This is a genomic window from Bacillus sp. ISL-18 (genome assembly GCF_018613415.1).
Classification (GTDB): Bacteria; Bacillota; Bacilli; order Bacillales; family Cytobacillaceae; genus Neobacillus.
In genome coordinates, this window is record NZ_JAGGQG010000006.1 from 326,663 (window position 1) to 344,006 (window position 17,344).

16 protein-coding genes are annotated in these 17,344 nt (G+C 38.9%); 12 read left to right on the forward strand and 4 right to left on the reverse strand.

The window, feature by feature from the left end:
* The first annotated feature begins 81 nt into the window (after positions 1 to 81).
* From adhE to J7E81_RS10780, 3 genes are all read left to right on the forward strand, one after another.
* On the forward strand, positions 82 to 2,685 hold the full coding sequence (gene adhE / locus J7E81_RS10770) for a bifunctional acetaldehyde-CoA/alcohol dehydrogenase (protein WP_215042185.1): 2,604 nt from the start codon (positions 82 to 84) through the stop codon (positions 2,683 to 2,685).
* A gap of 358 nt (positions 2,686 to 3,043) precedes the next feature.
* Complete coding sequence (locus tag J7E81_RS10775) at positions 3,044 to 3,814, forward strand: NAD-dependent protein deacylase (RefSeq protein WP_215042186.1); 771 nt, start codon at positions 3,044 to 3,046, stop codon at positions 3,812 to 3,814.
* 159 nt (positions 3,815 to 3,973) lie between these two features.
* A complete protein-coding gene (locus J7E81_RS10780; protein ID WP_215042187.1) occupies positions 3,974 to 4,477 on the forward strand; it encodes a DinB family protein in 504 nt (167 codons plus the stop codon).
* A gap of 112 nt (positions 4,478 to 4,589) precedes the next feature.
* Here J7E81_RS10780 and J7E81_RS10785 read toward each other — a convergent pair whose 3' ends face one another.
* Together J7E81_RS10785 and J7E81_RS10790 are read right to left on the reverse strand one after the other, a co-directional pair.
* Positions 4,590 to 5,267, reverse strand: coding sequence for a YdeI/OmpD-associated family protein (locus tag J7E81_RS10785; protein WP_215042188.1), 678 nt, complete (start codon positions 5,265 to 5,267; stop codon positions 4,590 to 4,592).
* A 47-nt stretch (positions 5,268 to 5,314) separates the two neighbouring features.
* Complete coding sequence (locus J7E81_RS10790; RefSeq protein ID WP_215042189.1) at positions 5,315 to 6,289, reverse strand: 2-hydroxyacid dehydrogenase; 975 nt, start codon at positions 6,287 to 6,289, stop codon at positions 5,315 to 5,317.
* 203 nt (positions 6,290 to 6,492) lie between these two features.
* Here J7E81_RS10790 and J7E81_RS10795 point away from each other — a divergent pair, with 203 nt between their 5' ends.
* The 4 genes from J7E81_RS10795 to J7E81_RS10810 all read left to right on the forward strand — a co-directional run bounded on the left by J7E81_RS10795 (position 6,493) and on the right by J7E81_RS10810 (position 12,162).
* Complete coding sequence (locus J7E81_RS10795) at positions 6,493 to 7,686, forward strand: NAD(P)/FAD-dependent oxidoreductase (RefSeq protein WP_215042190.1); 1,194 nt, start codon at positions 6,493 to 6,495, stop codon at positions 7,684 to 7,686.
* A gap of 244 nt (positions 7,687 to 7,930) precedes the next feature.
* Entirely contained in the window at positions 7,931 to 9,097 is a 1,167-nt protein-coding gene (ftsZ, locus tag J7E81_RS10800) for a cell division protein FtsZ (protein ID WP_215042191.1), read from the forward strand.
* Between the two features lie 361 nt (positions 9,098 to 9,458).
* Positions 9,459 to 10,997 (forward strand): MDR family MFS transporter, encoded by a 1,539-nt coding sequence (locus J7E81_RS10805; protein ID WP_215042192.1) that lies wholly within the window; start codon positions 9,459 to 9,461, stop codon positions 10,995 to 10,997.
* A gap of 178 nt (positions 10,998 to 11,175) precedes the next feature.
* Entirely contained in the window at positions 11,176 to 12,162 is a 987-nt protein-coding gene (locus J7E81_RS10810; RefSeq protein ID WP_215042193.1) for a proline dehydrogenase family protein, read from the forward strand.
* 76 nt (positions 12,163 to 12,238) lie between these two features.
* On the opposite strand, the gene J7E81_RS10815 is transcribed toward J7E81_RS10810, so the two are convergent.
* Entirely contained in the window at positions 12,239 to 12,673 is a 435-nt protein-coding gene (locus J7E81_RS10815) for a hypothetical protein (protein WP_215042194.1), read from the reverse strand.
* 289 nt (positions 12,674 to 12,962) lie between these two features.
* On the opposite strand from J7E81_RS10815, the gene J7E81_RS10820 reads away from it, so the two are divergent.
* From J7E81_RS10820 to J7E81_RS10840, 5 genes are all read left to right on the forward strand, one after another.
* Positions 12,963 to 13,787 (forward strand): formate/nitrite transporter family protein, encoded by an 825-nt coding sequence (locus tag J7E81_RS10820; protein WP_215042195.1) that lies wholly within the window; start codon positions 12,963 to 12,965, stop codon positions 13,785 to 13,787.
* A gap of 184 nt (positions 13,788 to 13,971) precedes the next feature.
* A complete protein-coding gene (locus J7E81_RS10825; protein ID WP_215042196.1) occupies positions 13,972 to 14,973 on the forward strand; it encodes a VanW family protein in 1,002 nt (333 codons plus the stop codon).
* A 151-nt stretch (positions 14,974 to 15,124) separates the two neighbouring features.
* Positions 15,125 to 15,610 carry a PaaI family thioesterase gene (locus tag J7E81_RS10830; RefSeq protein WP_215042197.1) on the forward strand — a complete coding sequence of 162 codons (486 nt, stop codon included), beginning with the start codon at positions 15,125 to 15,127 and terminating at the stop codon, positions 15,608 to 15,610.
* A gap of 132 nt (positions 15,611 to 15,742) precedes the next feature.
* Positions 15,743 to 16,129, forward strand: a complete 387-nt coding sequence (locus J7E81_RS10835; RefSeq protein ID WP_215042198.1) for a hypothetical protein — start codon at positions 15,743 to 15,745, stop codon at positions 16,127 to 16,129.
* Positions 16,130 to 16,289: 160 nt separating this feature from the next.
* Positions 16,290 to 16,889: a branched-chain amino acid aminotransferase gene (locus J7E81_RS10840; RefSeq protein ID WP_251028578.1), complete on the forward strand. Its 600-nt coding sequence runs from the start codon at positions 16,290 to 16,292 to the stop codon at positions 16,887 to 16,889.
* A 69-nt stretch (positions 16,890 to 16,958) separates the two neighbouring features.
* Here the strand turns inward: J7E81_RS10840 and J7E81_RS10845 are convergent, their stop codons facing one another.
* Positions 16,959 to 17,252, reverse strand: a complete 294-nt coding sequence (locus J7E81_RS10845; protein WP_251028579.1) for a hypothetical protein — start codon at positions 17,250 to 17,252, stop codon at positions 16,959 to 16,961.
* Between the last annotated feature and the right edge of the window lie 92 nt (positions 17,253 to 17,344).

Consider the following 17,344-nt stretch of genomic DNA (forward strand, 5'->3'; position numbering starts at 1 on the left):
GAAAAGTTGCTTGTCGGAAATCTAATTTTTTTATACTAATATGTGAAATGATTCACATAGATAATAATTGGAGGGAATATCATGTCAGTAGTAGAAAAGCAAGTAAAAGGCAAACAGGATGTAACAAACATGATTAATGTCTTGGTTGAAAAGGGTTTAAAAGCTTTAGAGGAATTTAGAGGTTTTGATCAAGAGATGATTGACGAGATTGTTAAGCAAATGGCACTTGCAGGTCTTGATCAGCACATGCCTCTAGCCAAACTCGCTGTCGAAGAAACTGGAAGAGGCGTTTACGAGGATAAAATCATTAAAAATATGTTTGCAACCGAGTATGTCTATCACAATATTAAATATAACAAGACAGTTGGTATTATCAATGAGAATGAACACGAAGGCATGATTGAAATTGCCGAGCCAGTGGGTGTTGTGGCAGGGGTAACACCTGTGACCAATCCAACATCAACTACCATGTTTAAATCACTCATTTCCATTAAGACACGGAATCCAATCATCTTTGCATTCCATCCATCCGCACAAAAATGCAGCAGTGAAGCGGCCAGAGTGTTAAGGGATGCAGCCATTAAAGCAGGGGCACCAGAGAATTGTATTCAATGGATTGAAACACCTTCTTTAGAAGCAACACAAGCACTTATGAACCATAATAAAATATCCATGATTCTGGCCACTGGCGGTGCGGGCATGGTGAAATCCGCATATAGCTCAGGAAAACCAGCTCTAGGAGTTGGACCAGGAAATGTTCCATGCTACATTGAAAAAACAGCTAATCTTAAACAAGCGGTGAATGACTTAATTCTTTCAAAAACATTCGATAATGGTATGATTTGTGCGTCTGAACAAGCCGTTATTATTGATAAAGAAATTTACAAAGATGTAAAAAATGAAATGATCGCTAACAACTGCTATTTCTTAAGTGAAGAAGAAAAAGAAAAGGTAGAAAAATTAGTCATAAACGAACATTCTTGTGCAGTTAACCCTGATATTGTCGGTATGCCTGGATTTAAAATTGCTGAAAAGGCTGGAGTGACGGTTCCGGAAGGCACAAAAATCCTTATAGCGGAATTGAAGGGTGTGGGTCCTAAGTATCCGCTGTCTAGGGAAAAATTAAGTCCAGTTTTAGCTTGCTATAAAGTGAATTCAACAGATGAAGGCCTAAAAAGGGCAGAAGAAATGCTTGAATTTGGCGGTTTAGGGCACTCTGCTGTTATTCATACCAATGATCAAAACGTAATTAAACAGTATGGTTTACGTATGAAGGCAGGACGAATCATTGTCAATGCTCCATCTTCACAAGGTGCCATCGGAGATATCTATAATGCTTATATGCCATCCTTAACACTTGGCTGCGGAACATATGGCGGCAACTCTGTTTCAACAAACGTAGGTGCAGTTCATTTAATAAATATTAAGAAAGTAGCTAAGAGGAACGTGAATATGCAGTGGTTTAAGGTGCCATCTAAAATCTATTTTGAGAAAAATTCAACTCAATATTTAGCAAAAATGCCGAAAATTTCTAAAGCTTTTATTGTTACTGACCCTGGAATGGTGAAATTAGGATATGTGGACAGAGTCCTTTACTACTTACGGAAGCGTCCGGATTATGTACATTGTGAAATTTTCTCTGATGTTGAGCCAGATCCATCTATCGAAACGGTTATGAAGGGCGCCGAAATGATGGCAAACTTCCAGCCTGATGTGATTATTGCCCTAGGCGGCGGGTCTGCAATGGATGCAGCTAAAGGAATGTGGCTGTTCTACGAATATCCAGATGCTGAATTCTTTGGCTTAAAACAAAAATTTCTTGATATTCGTAAACGGATTGTCAAATATCCTCATTTAGGTCAAAGAGCACAGTTTGTTGCGATTCCAACAACATCCGGTACAGGTTCTGAAGTCACATCTTTCTCTGTTATTACGGATAAAGAAGCCAATATCAAATATCCTTTAGCTGACTATGAGTTAACACCGGATGTTGCCATTATCGATCCGCAATTTGTTATGACGGTTCCAAAACATATCACAGCTGATACTGGTCTCGACGTCTTGACACATGCAATTGAAGCCTATGTATCTTGTATGGCAAATGATTTCACTGATGGACTAGCGATGAAAGCTATTCAGCTTGTATTTGAATACCTCCCAAGAGCTTATCGAAATGGCCAAGATGAAGAAGCCCGCGAGAAAGTGCATAACGCATCTACCATTGCCGGCATGGCCTTTGCGAACGCATTCTTAGGCATTAACCACAGCTTAGCCCATAAGCTGGGGGCGGATTTCCATATTGCACATGGACGTGCAAATGCTGTTCTATTACCGCATGTTATTCGTTATAATGCAACAAAGCCTAAGAAGTTTACGGCGTTCCCTAAGTACAATCACTTCAAGGCCGACAAGCGCTATGCTGAGATTGCAAGAACGTTAGGTTTACCAGCAGCTACTATTGAAGAAGGGGTAGAAAGCTTGGTTCAAGCGATTATCCGCTTAGCTCAGGAATTGGAAGTTCCAATGAGTCTTGCCGCAAATGGGATAGATTCAGCAGAATTTGAGAGTAAGATTGACTTACTATCCGATCGAGCTTTCGAAGATCAATGTACAACAGCAAATCCTAAACTTCCGTTGGTAACAGAATTAGCTGAAATCTATCGCTTAGCGTACAAAGGTATTTAATGAAAGTACAAAAAACTCAAGCCTATTGGTTTGAGTTTTTTGTTGTTTTTAAAAACTCCTTAGAAAAACGATTTGACTATATCTTCATGCTTATTACATTCAGTACAGGTATATTCGATTTCAAGGGCGTCTTCTCGAACCATGTGTTCTGTTTCCTTTTGGCATTGCTCACAATATAGAGTTCTTGGGATTTCGATCATTTTGTCAGCCATCCTTTTCGTTTTTTTCGAGCTGTGTGATTATAAGTTTAATATCCCAGATATCAGTTGAAAAATTCCCTAAGGATATATAATATTTACCACATTTAGGTTGACATTAACTAAGTAAAGGTATGAAAGAGTAGAAGGGGGAATTTTACATGGATAAAAACACGATGGAAACATGTACCAAGATTCTAAAAGATGCCAAGAACATTATTGTTCTGACTGGTGCGGGCATTAGCACGGAATCAGGTATCAAAGACTTTCGTTCGCGAACAGGGATTTATAAACTGGCACCTGAATACATCCTTTCGCTCGATTATTTTTATAAATACCCAAAAGAATTTTATCAGTTTGCGATTGAAAATTTGTACCACCCAGAGGCCGTTCCAAATAAAGGTCATCAAATCCTGGCGAAGTGGGAGAGAGAAGGTAAGGTAAGCTCGATTATTACCCAAAATATTGACGGTCTTCATCAAAAAGCAGGCAGCACGAATGTAATTGAGTTTCATGGAACAATCAAAACAGCCACCTGTCAAAACTGCGGAAAGACTTATGCTATTAGTGAGATGATTACTCGGTTCGAAACAATCGAGGATTTTTATGTGTGCAGTCATTGTAAAACAAAACGGAAAGAAGACCAGTTCATTAAACCGGATGTGGTTTTGTTTGGGGATACTGGTGAATGGTTTTCAATGGAAGGGTTTAACCATATTCTTAATCAAATTCGCAAGGGAGACTGTTTATTAGTATTAGGAACCAGTTTAAAGGTAACGCCTTTCTCCACCTTTCCGCAATATAAAAGTGCCGGGGTCCCGGTTATTATTATTAATAAGGGAGATACTCCATACGACTTTGCACCGAATACCTTTGTTATAAAAGAATCAATTGGAACAACACTTATGACGATGAATGAAAATGTTAACTGACAAAATTAAGCTCGGGGGACATTCTGTATGTCGGGTGGCCCTGAGCTTTTTTCGGACGAGGATTTAAATTCACTTTGTCTTTAGTGATTGGAATGATATACTTTAGTTGCCAAAATTTGGCCAGTAATGAATAGGATAGATGAATCGGAGGAGAATATCATGTTTACTTCTATTAATGAATTTAGCCAAGAATGGAACCAGGAAGCTGCATCTACCCAAAAGGTTTTGGATGCCTTAACGGACGAGTCGCTTCAACAACCAGTATCCTCAGAGGATCGAACATTAGGCAGAATTGCCTGGCACATTGTTACCAGTACTCCTGGCATGATAAATGAATTTGGAATAACGATTACCAATGTGGAAAACGCGGACAGAACCCCTGCATCTGCACAAGAAATTGCTGACACTTTTAGAAAGGTCAGTGCTGATGTTGTGGAACAAGTACAAAAACAATGGACAGATGAGTCATTACAGGAAATGCAGAATGTGTTTGGGATGAATATGCCAAAGGCGGCCACACTTTCACTTTTAATTAAACATATTATTCATCATCGCGGACAGATGACTGTTTTAATGCGTCAAGCAGGGTTGCAGGTTCCTGGAATCTATGGTCCGTCAAGAGAAGAATGGAGCCAAATTGGAATGGAAGCACCAGCACTATAAAAAAGCGAAGATTGTTTATTTAAGGTAACAATAATTATATTATGTAAACTGATAGCGGATATATTAAAAGATGCCTGGTTTAGATTAATCAAACCAGGCATCTTTTTTTCGGTTATTTTTTAGCCTGTTTATATAATTCGATTGTTTTATAGCCTTCGCCTAAAACCGTCTCCATTTCAAGCTGACGTTTTTCCTGTGTTTCTTTTCTTTTTGCGCTATAGATATAGCGGGCCCAATCCTTTTGATAGCCTGGTGTTAATTCATTGTATTTGTTTAACAGTTCCTCATTTTTTTGCAGGTACTGTTTAATATCATCAATATGAACAATGTAGTCATCCACACATTGGCTGCTTTTGCTGCTGGCCGATTTTTTCGGCTTTTTGGGGGTGGACTTTAAACCAACAATAGTAAACACATCATTTAGGCTTACCATTCTGGCAAACTTGATGTTGCTGTTTAGCACATATCCGTCCTCATCGGAAGGGAGGGCACTAATAAAACTGTCACGGTCTATGTATTCTTTATATACTTTATTGTTCTTTTTTGGGTAAGCGAAGTATAAATAGCCATTGTCCTCTAGCAATTTTTTCTCAATTACATTTTGAAGTTCTCTTGTGAATTCCTCTAAGCTAAAAATAAAACTAAAGATAAGATCATAAGTATCTTTTTCAATAGAGGAGTCATACTCTAGTTCTTGGAATTCATCGATTTGTTCAGGTTTATGGAGGATAAGTTTGTTTGCATATTTCTCCAAGTTTAATTTATCCACTACACTTTTTGGGGCAGCCATGATTTTACTCCTTCACATATAAAAATTTAAGCCAGCTCTTTCTCATCTTAGTTTAGCACTTCAGGATTAATCAAGTTTTTAGGGCGCTTGCCTGTTAACCCCGCACGTAAATTTTCGACGGCAAGTTCAGCCATTTTCAGTTCTGTTTCATAGGTTGACGAGCCGATATGTGGTGTTGTGACAACATTTCGGAACTGAAGCAGTGGATGGTCCTTTTTTACAGGCTCTATTTGATAAACGTCCAAGGCAGCACCATGAATTTCTTTCTTCTTTAATGCATCTATTAATGCTGCTTCATCAACCGTTTTACCACGGGAACCATTTACAAATATACAAGACTTCTTCATCAATTTAAATTCTCGTTCGCCAATTAAATGCTCCGTTTCAGGGGTTAAAGGCGTCATCAAGCAGACGAAATCGGATTCTTTTAGTAATGTATCAAGGTTACAATAGGAGGCATGATATTTTTCTTCTGCCTCTAAATTACGGGTTCGATTATGGTACAAGATATCCATATCAAATCCTAAGTGTGCCCGTTTAGCGATGGCGGAGCCGATTTTACCCATACCGATTATTCCAAGGGTTTTATGGTGAACATCTATCGCATATTCGGCGGTGGTTAAATGTCCTTGCCAGTTTCCAGATTTCACAAAGTGGTCCAATTCTGCAATACGGCGGGCAGAAGCTAGGAGGATTCCGAAAATGGCATCTGCTGTCGTATCTTCGAGGACGCCAGGCGTATTCGTTCCCATCACGCCGCGTTTCGACATCACCTCAATGGAAAGATTATTATAGCCGGTGGAATTATTTGATACGATCTTCAACTTTGGTGCTCGATCAAGTAGTTCCTGATCGACCGGCAGTGTCAGTCCGACAATCCCTTCCACATCCTTAAGTGCCTCTAAAAAAGCCGGATCAGTTTTTGGATTAACACTATCAAAAATTTGCACTTCAAAATGATCGTCTAGTTTTTCAAGTACTTCGGTTAATTCAAGGTTATAAGCAATGACTTTTCGTTTCACTTGTACCATTCTCCTCCTAAATTGGAAGTCTAATATATGCCTCTATAAAGTGACATAAAGCTAGATAGGTGTCAACAATTCTGAAAACAAATTGATCGTTTTGCAAAAAATGAAGATTTTGTGTATGAAGGTAATTTCTTACACCGAACACATGCTTACTATACTATAATAAGGTATAGAGTATGTGAAGGAGTGAGCAAACTGTGGTCTATGAAAAAAAGAAAGTAGTTATTTTGGGTGGAGGCTATGCAGGATTAATGACAGCTGTTTCGCTGCAGAAAAAGGTCCATCCTTCTAGAATAGACGTTTATTTGGTAAATAAGAATGATTACCATTATTTCACGACAAAGGTGCATGAAATGGGTGCAGGGACAGTGAATCCCGAGTCCATCAGGCTGCCAATCCGAGACCTTATTGACCCTCATTTTGTCACGTTTATCCAAGATGAAGTCATAAACTTAAATCTTGAAAGAAAAATAGTAGAGTGTAAAGATCATACGTTACCATATGATTATGTAGTCTTTGGAATTGGCGGTGCACCAAAAAACAATGAAATTCATGGATTAACCGAGCATGGTTTTTTCTTATTTGATTGGGAAGGCTCGTACCGGCTTAGGGAGCATATCGAAAAGCAATTTTTAGAATATGGCCAAAATCCAAGCGGGCCATTAAATTTGGTCATAGGAGGTACGGGGTTCACGGGAATGGAATTTATTCATGAATTAAAGGAAAGAATTCCTCGTCTCTGTAATTTGTATGGAGTCGAAAGGGAGGATGTCCACATCCTAATTATTGAACCTGGGAAGAAAATTCTCCAAGGCTACCCTGAGGCGATAGTGGCTGATACAACTAAATCATTGAAAAAGATCAACTGTGAGTTTTTAGTAGGAGTTTCAGTCTCACAGGTGGAATGTGACCAGATCCGATTAGCAGACGGAAGGGTAATCCCAACGAAAACGTTTGTTTGGGCCGGAGGAGTTCAAGGGAATCCTATTCTCCAGATCGAGGAATTTGAGCGGATGGACGCTCGTGTCAGGTTAAATGAGTTTTGTGAGGTCCCTAATTACCCCGATGTGTATGTCTTAGGTGATGCATCTGTAAGCTTTAATGAAAAGGGAGAACCGTATCCTCCCACAGCACAGATTGCCATTCAACAAGGTCAATATTGTGCCTATAATATTGCAATGAAAATATACGGGCAGCCGGCAAAACCATTTCACTACATCTATAGAGGGATGGTCATGTCGCTGGGAAGTAAGAATGCTTCAGGTATTGTTTATCATCATCATATTAATGGCAGGTTGGGCTCGTTCATGAAATGGTTAATCGAAATGCGGTACTACTTTATGCTTGGGGGACTACGCTTAGTTCGGAAAGAATGGAAGAGCGCTGAGTAAATAGAGGTGGTCTTAACCGAAAGAAAATAACCCACAAGATGAAATAAGGTCAAAATAGCTAGAATATGCCCTCATAAATGAGGGTTTTTTTGATTTTTTTTATTGAAATGAATACGTGGTACTATACAAACTAGCCTATTATTTTGCTAAAATAGTAAGTAATAAGTTTGGGAAAAAAGTACTTTTTATGATAAAGTTAGTTTTCTGAATAATGAAGTAATGATTGGTTTAGGAGGAGAAGCGAATGTGGGATCTTGACATGAATATAGATCAAATTGCAAGAATAAAAGTAATTGGTGTTGGCGGCGGAGGAAATAACGCGGTTAATCGAATGATTGAAGATGGAATACAGGGTGTAGAATTTATTGCTGTGAATACAGATGCCCAGGCTTTAAATCTTTCTAAAGCGGAAATTAAAATGCAAATTGGCGCCACCTTAACAAGAGGTCTTGGTGCTGGTGCCAATCCGGAAGTCGGCAGACGAGCAGTAGAAGAGAGCAGAAAGCAGCTGCAAGAAGTATTAGACGGAGCAGATATGGTATTCGTAACGGCAGGTATGGGCGGAGGTACTGGGACAGGTGCCGCTCCAGCTATTGCAGAAATTGCCCGAGAACTAGGTGCTCTTACGATTGGGGTTGTCACACGTCCGTTTGGCTTTGAAGGCAAAAAACGAGCAGTCAATGCTGCCAGCGGAATTGAATTAATGAGAGAAGCGGTAGACACTCTCATTATTATTCCGAATGACCGTCTCCTTCAGATTGTTGACAAAAAAACCCCAATGTTAGAAGCATTCCGTGAGGCAGATAATGTCCTTCGCCAGGGTGTTCAAGGTATATCTGACTTAATTGCGGTTCCAGGACTCATTAACCTGGATTTTGCCGATGTAAAAACGATTATGACGAACCAGGGAACGGCGTTAATGGGCATTGGGGTGGCGAAAGGTCCAGATCGTGCCGTTGAAGCAGCGAAAAAAGCGATCTCCAGTCCTTTACTAGAAACCTCAATTGATGGAGCGCAAGGTGTGTTAATGAACATTACTGGCGGCAGTAATTTAAGTCTTTATGAAGTACAGGAAGCTGCTGACCTAGTCGCGTCCGCCTCCGACCATGAATTAAATATGATTTTTGGCTCTATCATTAACGACAATTTAAAAGACGAAATTATGATCACGGTCATTGCAACAGGGTTTATGAATAGCGAAAATGAATTACATAGACCTTCTGCCGCTCCTGTGACGGAAGCTCCTACTCAGCCAAAACGTGAGGAAAGTTTTAAGCATAATGTCTATGAGCACGAAGGACAAAGGCAGCAGCAGGATGAACAAATATATGAATACAATCGTTCCTACCAGGGTCAAGAAGAATCACTGGATATTCCAACTTTTTTACGAAATCGGAACAGAAGACGATAATTGATAACACTCCCTATTCACTGTTTTTTGAATGGGAGTGTTTCTTTTTATGTGTGGGAGAGGTTCCTTCTTGTTTTGAAATCGGAACTTTGTCTTTCCACCATTTTAAAAAGTATGATTAATAATTCGGTTTTAGATGAAAAATAGTTTTAAGGTACGTCTTGATCAGGGTATCAAATAGATATGAGTATGGAATTTTTGGACTCCTTGTATAAAATAGTGGATTGAATGTACTCGCTTTTATAAAAACTCATTATTAATGATTATTTTTCCATTGCAATACTTGAACCAAAGGTATAAGATATACTTTATGCGAATTTAACGTACAAAATATAAACAAAGCTTCCAAGGGGGAAACTAAATGGAAAAAACCAAAAATCATGCTGATCGTCCACCTTACGGTGTTATTGCGGTATTAATGGTCGGTGCCTTTATCTCATTTTTAAATAATACGTTACTAAACATTGCACTGCCTTCTATCATGAAAGACTTAAATATTGAGGCATCAACTGTACAGTGGTTAACTACAGGTTTTATGCTTGTAAACGGAATTTTAATTCCCATTAGTGCTTACTTAATACAAAAGTTTTCCGTTCGGAATATTTTTCTAGCAGCTATCGGGTTATTTACTGCCGGTACTCTTCTTGCTGGATTTGCCCATGTATTTCCGCTGCTGCTAGCAGGACGGATGCTTCAGGCTTCTGGCTCAGCCATCTTAATGCCTTTGCTAATGAACGTTATGCTGGTAAGCTTTCCTATTGAAAAAAGGGGAATGGCAATGGGCGTATTTGGACTCATTCTCATGTTTGCTCCAGCGATTGGACCTACTTTATCAGGATGGATTGTAGAGCATTATGACTGGAGAATGCTTTTCCACTTTATTACACCAATCGCGATCCTTGTTCTCTTAATTGGTTTATTCTTGCTTAAGGATAAAAAGGAAAAAGTTAATCTTCGTCTCGATTTCTTATCAGTTATTCTGTCAAGTGTTGGATTTGGCGGTATCCTTTACGGCTTTAGTTCGGCCGGTAGTAAAGGATGGGACAGCCCAGAAGTTTACGGAACGATTATGCTCGGTATTATCTCATTGTTCCTATTTATTTACCGTCAAATTAAACAAGAAGCACCACTATTGAATTTCCGGGTTTATCGATATCCTATGTTTGCCTTATCATCATGCATCGCTATGGTCGTAAATATGGCGTTATTTTCCGGGATGATTCTACTGCCTATTTATACGCAAAACCTTCGGGGAATTTCGCCAATGGATGCAGGACTATTGCTCATGCCAGGGGCAATCTTGATGGCCTTTATGTCGCCACTTACCGGGAAACTGTTTGATAAAATTGGCGGAAGAATTCTTGCTGTAACGGGTTTAACCATTATTGTGGTAACAACTTATGCTTTTAGTAGATTAACGCTGCATACAACGTATACACATTTGATCATTATCTATTCGATCCGTATGTTGGGGATGTCGATGGTTATGATGCCGGTTTCTACGAATGGGCTGAATCAGCTTCCAAAGCGTTTGTACCCACATGGAACGGCAATGAATAATACCTTAAACCAGGTTGCAGGTGCGATTGGGACAGCCTTAATGGTTACGATTATGACAAACCGTGCGGAATCACACGCTAAAGAACTTGGTAAGGCAGCGATGCAGCATTTAACGGCGCCGCCAACAAAGGCAGCTCTAGCGGAGATGAAACAACAAATCATGATGCAATCCATGCTAGAAGGAATCAATTTCTCATTCTTAATCGCTACTTTTATTGCAGCAGTCGCACTCGTCCTATCCTTCTTTATTAAACGATCCAAACAAGCAGAAGATCTAGAAGGAAAAAGCCAAGCAAAACCTAGCGAGAAGAAAATCCCTTCAAAGTTAGCTGAAAATTAAGGTGCCTGACACCATTTGTTATCTAAATAAGTTGATTAAGCTCATTTCTTTTCGGAGAGATGAGCTTTTTTCTTCTAGGTGGAAATGATTGCGCTTTATTTCGAAAAATTCGCAAAATAAATTTTAATGAAAGCGTATGCTATAATGAAAATAAAACGAACAGCAAGGGGTAATTGCAATGTTGAAGGATTTTTTCATGGATTTATCTCAAAATCAATTTTTAAATACTGCTGCTAAAAAGTATGGCTTAAAAATGGGGGCACAAAGTGTTGTTGCGGGAACTAATATTCCAGAAGTAATCAAAAGTATTAAAGAACTTAACGCTCAAGGGATTTCTTGCACAGTCGACAATTTAGGGGAGTTTGTTTTTAAAGAAGAAGAAGCAGTTGCTGCGAAGGAACAAATTCTTAAGGTGATTGAGGCCATCCATGAAAATCAAGTGGATGCACATATTTCATTAAAACCCACTCAAGTCGGATTGGATATTGACTATACCTTTTGCTTAACTAATATAAGAGAGATTGTCCACTTGGCTAGCCAATATGATATGTTTGTCAACATAGATATGGAAGACTATAAACATTTAGAGCTGACCTTTAATTTATTGGACGAACTTTCGCTTGAATATGATAATGTAGGTACGGTGATTCAGGCCTATTTTCATAAAGCATTAGACTATCTCGAAAGATATAAAAACCATAGAATCCGTATTGTAAAGGGCGCCTATAAAGAGTCCGCCGACATTGCTTATCAAGATAAAAAGGAGATCGATGCGAACTATATTCAATTGATTGAATGGCATCTTTTGAACGGGAAATTTACTTCGATTGCCACACATGATCATCGAATTATTAATCATGTGAAGAAATTTGTCAAAGAAAACCATATTCCGAATGATCAGTTTGAGTTTCAAATGCTGTATGGATTTAGGAAAGACCTGCAATTAAGTTTAGCGAAAGAAGGATATAATTTCTGTACGTATGTTCCATTTGGAAATGATTGGTACGGATATTTCATGAGACGATTAGCCGAAAGACCGCAAAATCTAAATCTAGTTGCGAAACAGGTTTTCAATAAGAAAACGAACACAATTATCGGTGTCGCAGCAGGCGCATTTTTACTAGGCAGATTAACTAAATCGAATCAGAAGAAGAAGAAAAAATAATAAACACACCAAAAAAAATATAGAGCTAGGAATCCATTCATAATTGAAATGGAACCTAGCTCTATATTTTTTGGTGTCAGGCACCATTTGTAACAGCGCTGTAGGAGTAATTGCTGTCGTCCCATTGGTAGATTCCTTCTTGGAGTTTGATGATGGTGTCAAAAGGGCGGTTGACATGGGTGGTATTTTCTACTGAATCAGTTTCCTGGTCCTGTTGGTAGTTTTGTTTATTTTCGATTAGATGTTGTTTGAATGTGAGCATATCGGCTTTAGATGCAATGCGGATGATTTTATCTAGTGTGATTTTCTTTTCGCTGATGCCATAGCTGTTACATATGCTTGTTTGAAAGCTTTTGTTGTATTGAATCATCATGTGTAAGTCATTGATACAGGCAACTCCAAATACTTCTTTAATAACATCTTCATAACGAAGCTGCGTGCCGGTCGCAAATTTAATAATGTTTTTCTCAGGATTTTCTAAACGATAAACCGTCTCAATCGTATTTTCCATGTTAACACATCCATTCAATTAATAATGACTATATCATGAAACCAACGCAAATAGGATTAAGCGATGGTGATTAGTGTTCTACTAGTGAAATTAACACATGTATATATTATAACATATAATTTACCGCAAAATGTGACACGAAATTTAGCTTCGTGTAAAATTTGTCGAATGAAAGCGTTCTAAAAACAGTAAAGAAATATTCACAGGTTTTCGGAAGAAAATGCTATAAAATAAAACTATGTTAAATATTTCACAAATAGAGAGAAAAGAAAATGAGGGTGTAATGATTATGGGGTTTAGTAAACCGGATCAAATTATGGCCATAACAGTCGAAAACGGAGTTAAAAAAACCAAATATGCACCACTTCAAACCTTCCTCTTGGGTTTTGAAGCAGGAGCGTTTATTGCCCTGGGTTACCTGCTATTTATCCGTGTAACCGCTACGCTAACCGGAAATTTAGAAGGGTTAGGCAGTTTAATTGGGGCAAGCGTCTTCCCGGTCGGTCTTATTCTCACGTTATTGGCGGGCGGGGAATTACTAACAGGGAATATGATGGCGGTGCCTCTAGCAAGAATGGCAAAAAGGGTCAGTACGGGAAAGGTACTATATAACTGGTTCCTCGTTACCATCAGTAACTTTTTCGGAGCTATTTTTGTAGCCTATTTCTTTGGACATCTTGTCAGACTAACCGAAGCTGCGCCCTTTTTAGAAAAAACGATTAGCATCGCAGACCACAAGCTTGAAGCAACCTTTCTCCAAGCCTTTCTTTCTGGGATTGGCTGCAATTGGCTGGTTGCCTCTGCTGTTTGGTTATCATATGGAGCGAATGATATGTCTGGAAAAATCTTGGGCATTTGGTTCCCAACGATGGCGTTTGTTGCGATTGGATTCCAACACGTTGTGGCGAATATGTTTGTCATCCCTGCCGCGATCTTTGCCGGCCAGTTTACATGGATGGACTATATTCAAAATTTTATCCCAGTCTTTTTAGGGAATGCTGTGGGCGGGACGATATTTATTGGGATGGCCTACTGGCATACCTATAAAAAATACCTGCCTGTCTTAACAGAAGCAAAAGTCGTTAAGCCAATTGCGAAAACAGGAACAAGATAAATGATTGTCTTAGCAGCCTTGAACGGTTTGTTCAGGCTGTTTTTTGTCGCTATTTTCTTTAACCTCCCATTTTCTAAGTAATATTGCGTAATGCAAGCGAATAAAATCAGTGAATGGAGGCAATCCGTGTTGTCAATTAACACGGAATTGGATGAGATTCGATTAAGAGGAGTAGTTGGGGAAAATGGTAAAGCAAGGATGGGTAATTTCAGTTTTATTAATTGGGAGTTTACTAGCTTTAGCAGGGTGTAATGAGAAAGAGGCCACAACTAAAGCGGTCCATGAAAAGGAAAAGGTAACCGAACCACAAAAGCTGCCGAGTCAAAAGCCGCAGGAACAACCGCCTAAGGAAGAAGAAAAGAAACCAATAGTCGTCAATGTCATTGATCCCCATACCAAAAGTATGATTAAAACTTTTTTACCGGAAGAATTAGGGTATGAGAGTAATCCAGATTCATATAAACAGGAAATAGAACAGTGGGCCAAAGACCTAGCCAGAGGAACAGAGAAAACTGCGGGATATGATCAGCGGATGGTCCTTGATAAAATTGATGCAAATGGGCAAATCATTAAAGGAAAGCCATTGATCATATTGGACGAAGCGGAATTAGTAAATCGAGTGATGACAGCATCTGCTGAGGGCGGCGATATTGAACTGCCGATCACGATTACAGAAAGCGGCTATAAGCCGGAAGACCCTGCCCATTTAAGTGAAGTGGTGGTTGGTTCTTTCACGACTTATTTTAACAGCGGAGTAGCAGGCCGTTCGAAAAACATTGAACTGTCAGCGATTGCCATAAATAATGTGATTGTGGGCACACAGGATATTTTTTCTTTTAATACCACGGTCGGACCAAGTGATGCTGCTCATGGTTACCAGCCGGCAAAGGAAATTGTTAACAAGAAAATGGTGATGGGAATAGGCGGTGGAATTTGTCAGACATCCTCGACATTGTTTAATGCGGTTGACCAGGTTGGGGTAAGTTATGTCGAAAAACACCATCATTCCTTATCTGTCGGCTACGTACAGCAAGGACGAGATGCGACAGTTTCTTATGGCGGCCCGGATTTTCGCTTTCAAAATACAACAGGTGTTCCATTATTAATTAAAACCATTTATGCAAAAGGAAAGCTTACAGTTGAGGTTAGAACATCAGCGGCCTACAAAGGTCTCATAAAAAAATAAATAAAAGGATGTCAGCAACGATTTGCTGCATCCTTTTAACTTATTTATTGGAACTTCCAAACACCAACGTAAGCAACACCCTTCTTAATTGGTTTCTGTTTAACATATATTATCAAACATGTTATAATTTTCTGGAAAAGGGGGTTTGACAATGGCAGAAAAGGTATTACATGCAATTCAAGACGATTATCCTGATGATTTTGCCTGGTGTTATGGCTGTGGCCGTTTAAATGAAACAGGCCACCATTTTCGGACTGGCTGGCAAGGTGACCAAACAGTAACCCTATATACACCTAAACCGGAACATACCGCCTTACCTGGATTTGTTTATGGAGGTTTGATTGCTTCCCTGATTGATTGTCATGGAACAGGTTCCGCTGCACTAGCTTTACACAGGAAAAATGGGTTTGAACCAGGGGATAGTCAGGGGGCGCCAAGATTTGTAACCGCTTCCTTAATTGTAAACTTTCATAAGCCGACTCCACATGGTGTCCAATTAAAGGCAGTCGGAAGAGTTGAGGAAATACATCCTAAAAAATTCAAGGTTGCAGCAGAAGTGTTCGCAGATAATATTCTTTGTGCAAGCGGTGAAGTGATAGCCGTTGTCATGCCAAGCAGTTTTTTAAAAGAAGGGTAATAGAATCATAGGTTTAGATCCACTCTATTAATCGAGTGGATCTTTTGTAAACTAATTGTAATACTGTAAATTGAAACCAAAAGCACCCTTGAATCGTCCTATTAAATGAAAGATTTACAAGGGGGGAAACAGATGAACTGGTTGAAAAATATTATGCTCACGATCATCATCAGTTTAACAATTGCTTTTGGCTGCATCATCTTGGTCTTAGGATCTGCTGTATTCCAAGAAGGAAACCCCGTACCACTGTTGATCTCAATCGTGAAATTAAAAATGACGGATACTGACTACGTTCAGTTTTTCAATACAGAAAAAAAGAGCCGATATTTATCCAGCAATACAGGTCATAATCCTATTAATAAGGTAAAAGATGTGATGAAGGCGAAGGGGTGGGCTTTCGAGGAACAAATAGGGTCTGGATTAATTTTTCTTAAAGACGAAAAAGAAGCAATCGTTATGACGAGACAGTATTCGAAATACTTTGTGATTTGGGATATTTCAAAAAGTGTCGATCGATAATCTAACTACATAATTCTAAATCTCCCTAATCGGTTTGGTTAGGGGATTTTTTTATTTATTTATTTCTTCTGTTGCGTAATAATAAAGGTAATCGGCCACCATTTGCTTTTTTAGTAAAGTGGATTAATATAAGGACAAGTAGGTCAATAGGAGGATAAGAATGTTAAAAGAAAAAATTAAACAGTACATAGAGGAAAACGATCGTCATTCAAATGTCGAAGGAGTTGTTCTTTTTAGAGAAGAAATCGAATACGCAGAGCAAAATCAACTGACGGGTGAAGGAGATTGGGTCGAAAAGGATGCCAATACCCGTTTTACCGATGCCTATATTGAACGTTGTGATAAAGAATCGGAGAATATGTTAAAAAATGAAACCTCTGCGTTTTTGTCTGAACCCCTTCACTATCTTAAACAGCATAAAAATGAATTTATTTATCTCGAATCGAAATGGTTCGACTTTGTGAATGTTGACGCAATTTCTCTTGAAGTAGATGATGTCTTCGGAACTTATGACGTCATGCTGGGGCTGAAGGTACAGAAGAAATATGACAAGCAGCTTAGAGAATATTTAGATGCGCATTTAAACGGTGAGGATGCCAAATTTGATTTAATGTTTACGCTTGACGATGGGTTGTGGAATTTAAACTTTGTTCTAAATTATGTAGAAGGCTTTCATGAAGAAATGACAATGGGAGAGGCCTTCCAGTTAATCTATCATTTCTTATTTAAATTAATTGAAGCAGTTGAAAAAGTCCAATAAGTGTGAAAAATCCTAATCAGCGTTCAAGCTGGTTAGGATTTTTCTATTATTAAAGCACTTGGTTTCCCATTAACTTAATCCCTGCTCTGTTATAGAAATCGGCGAACCAGAGGACGTGTGCTCGTTCACCCAGCCTAGTGAGGTTTCTGACACAGTACCCCAATTCGGTATTTCATCCTTATGTTGTTCCACCCAGCTCATACAGTATTGGGGATCGATATTATATTCCATACATTGAGACAGGAACGACTGAATGGTATCTTGATTACAATTTTGCCAGGAACCACATGTGTAACTAAAGACATTTTCCATTTTTCCTTGAATAGATACCTCATCTATAAAATTAGAGAATTGACTTTCCAACTGAGTTCACTCCCACTCGCGAATAATGATTTACTTCTTTCAGTATGTCCAATCCTAACAAAATCAAGCTAAATTTAGGAATATTTTTCAAT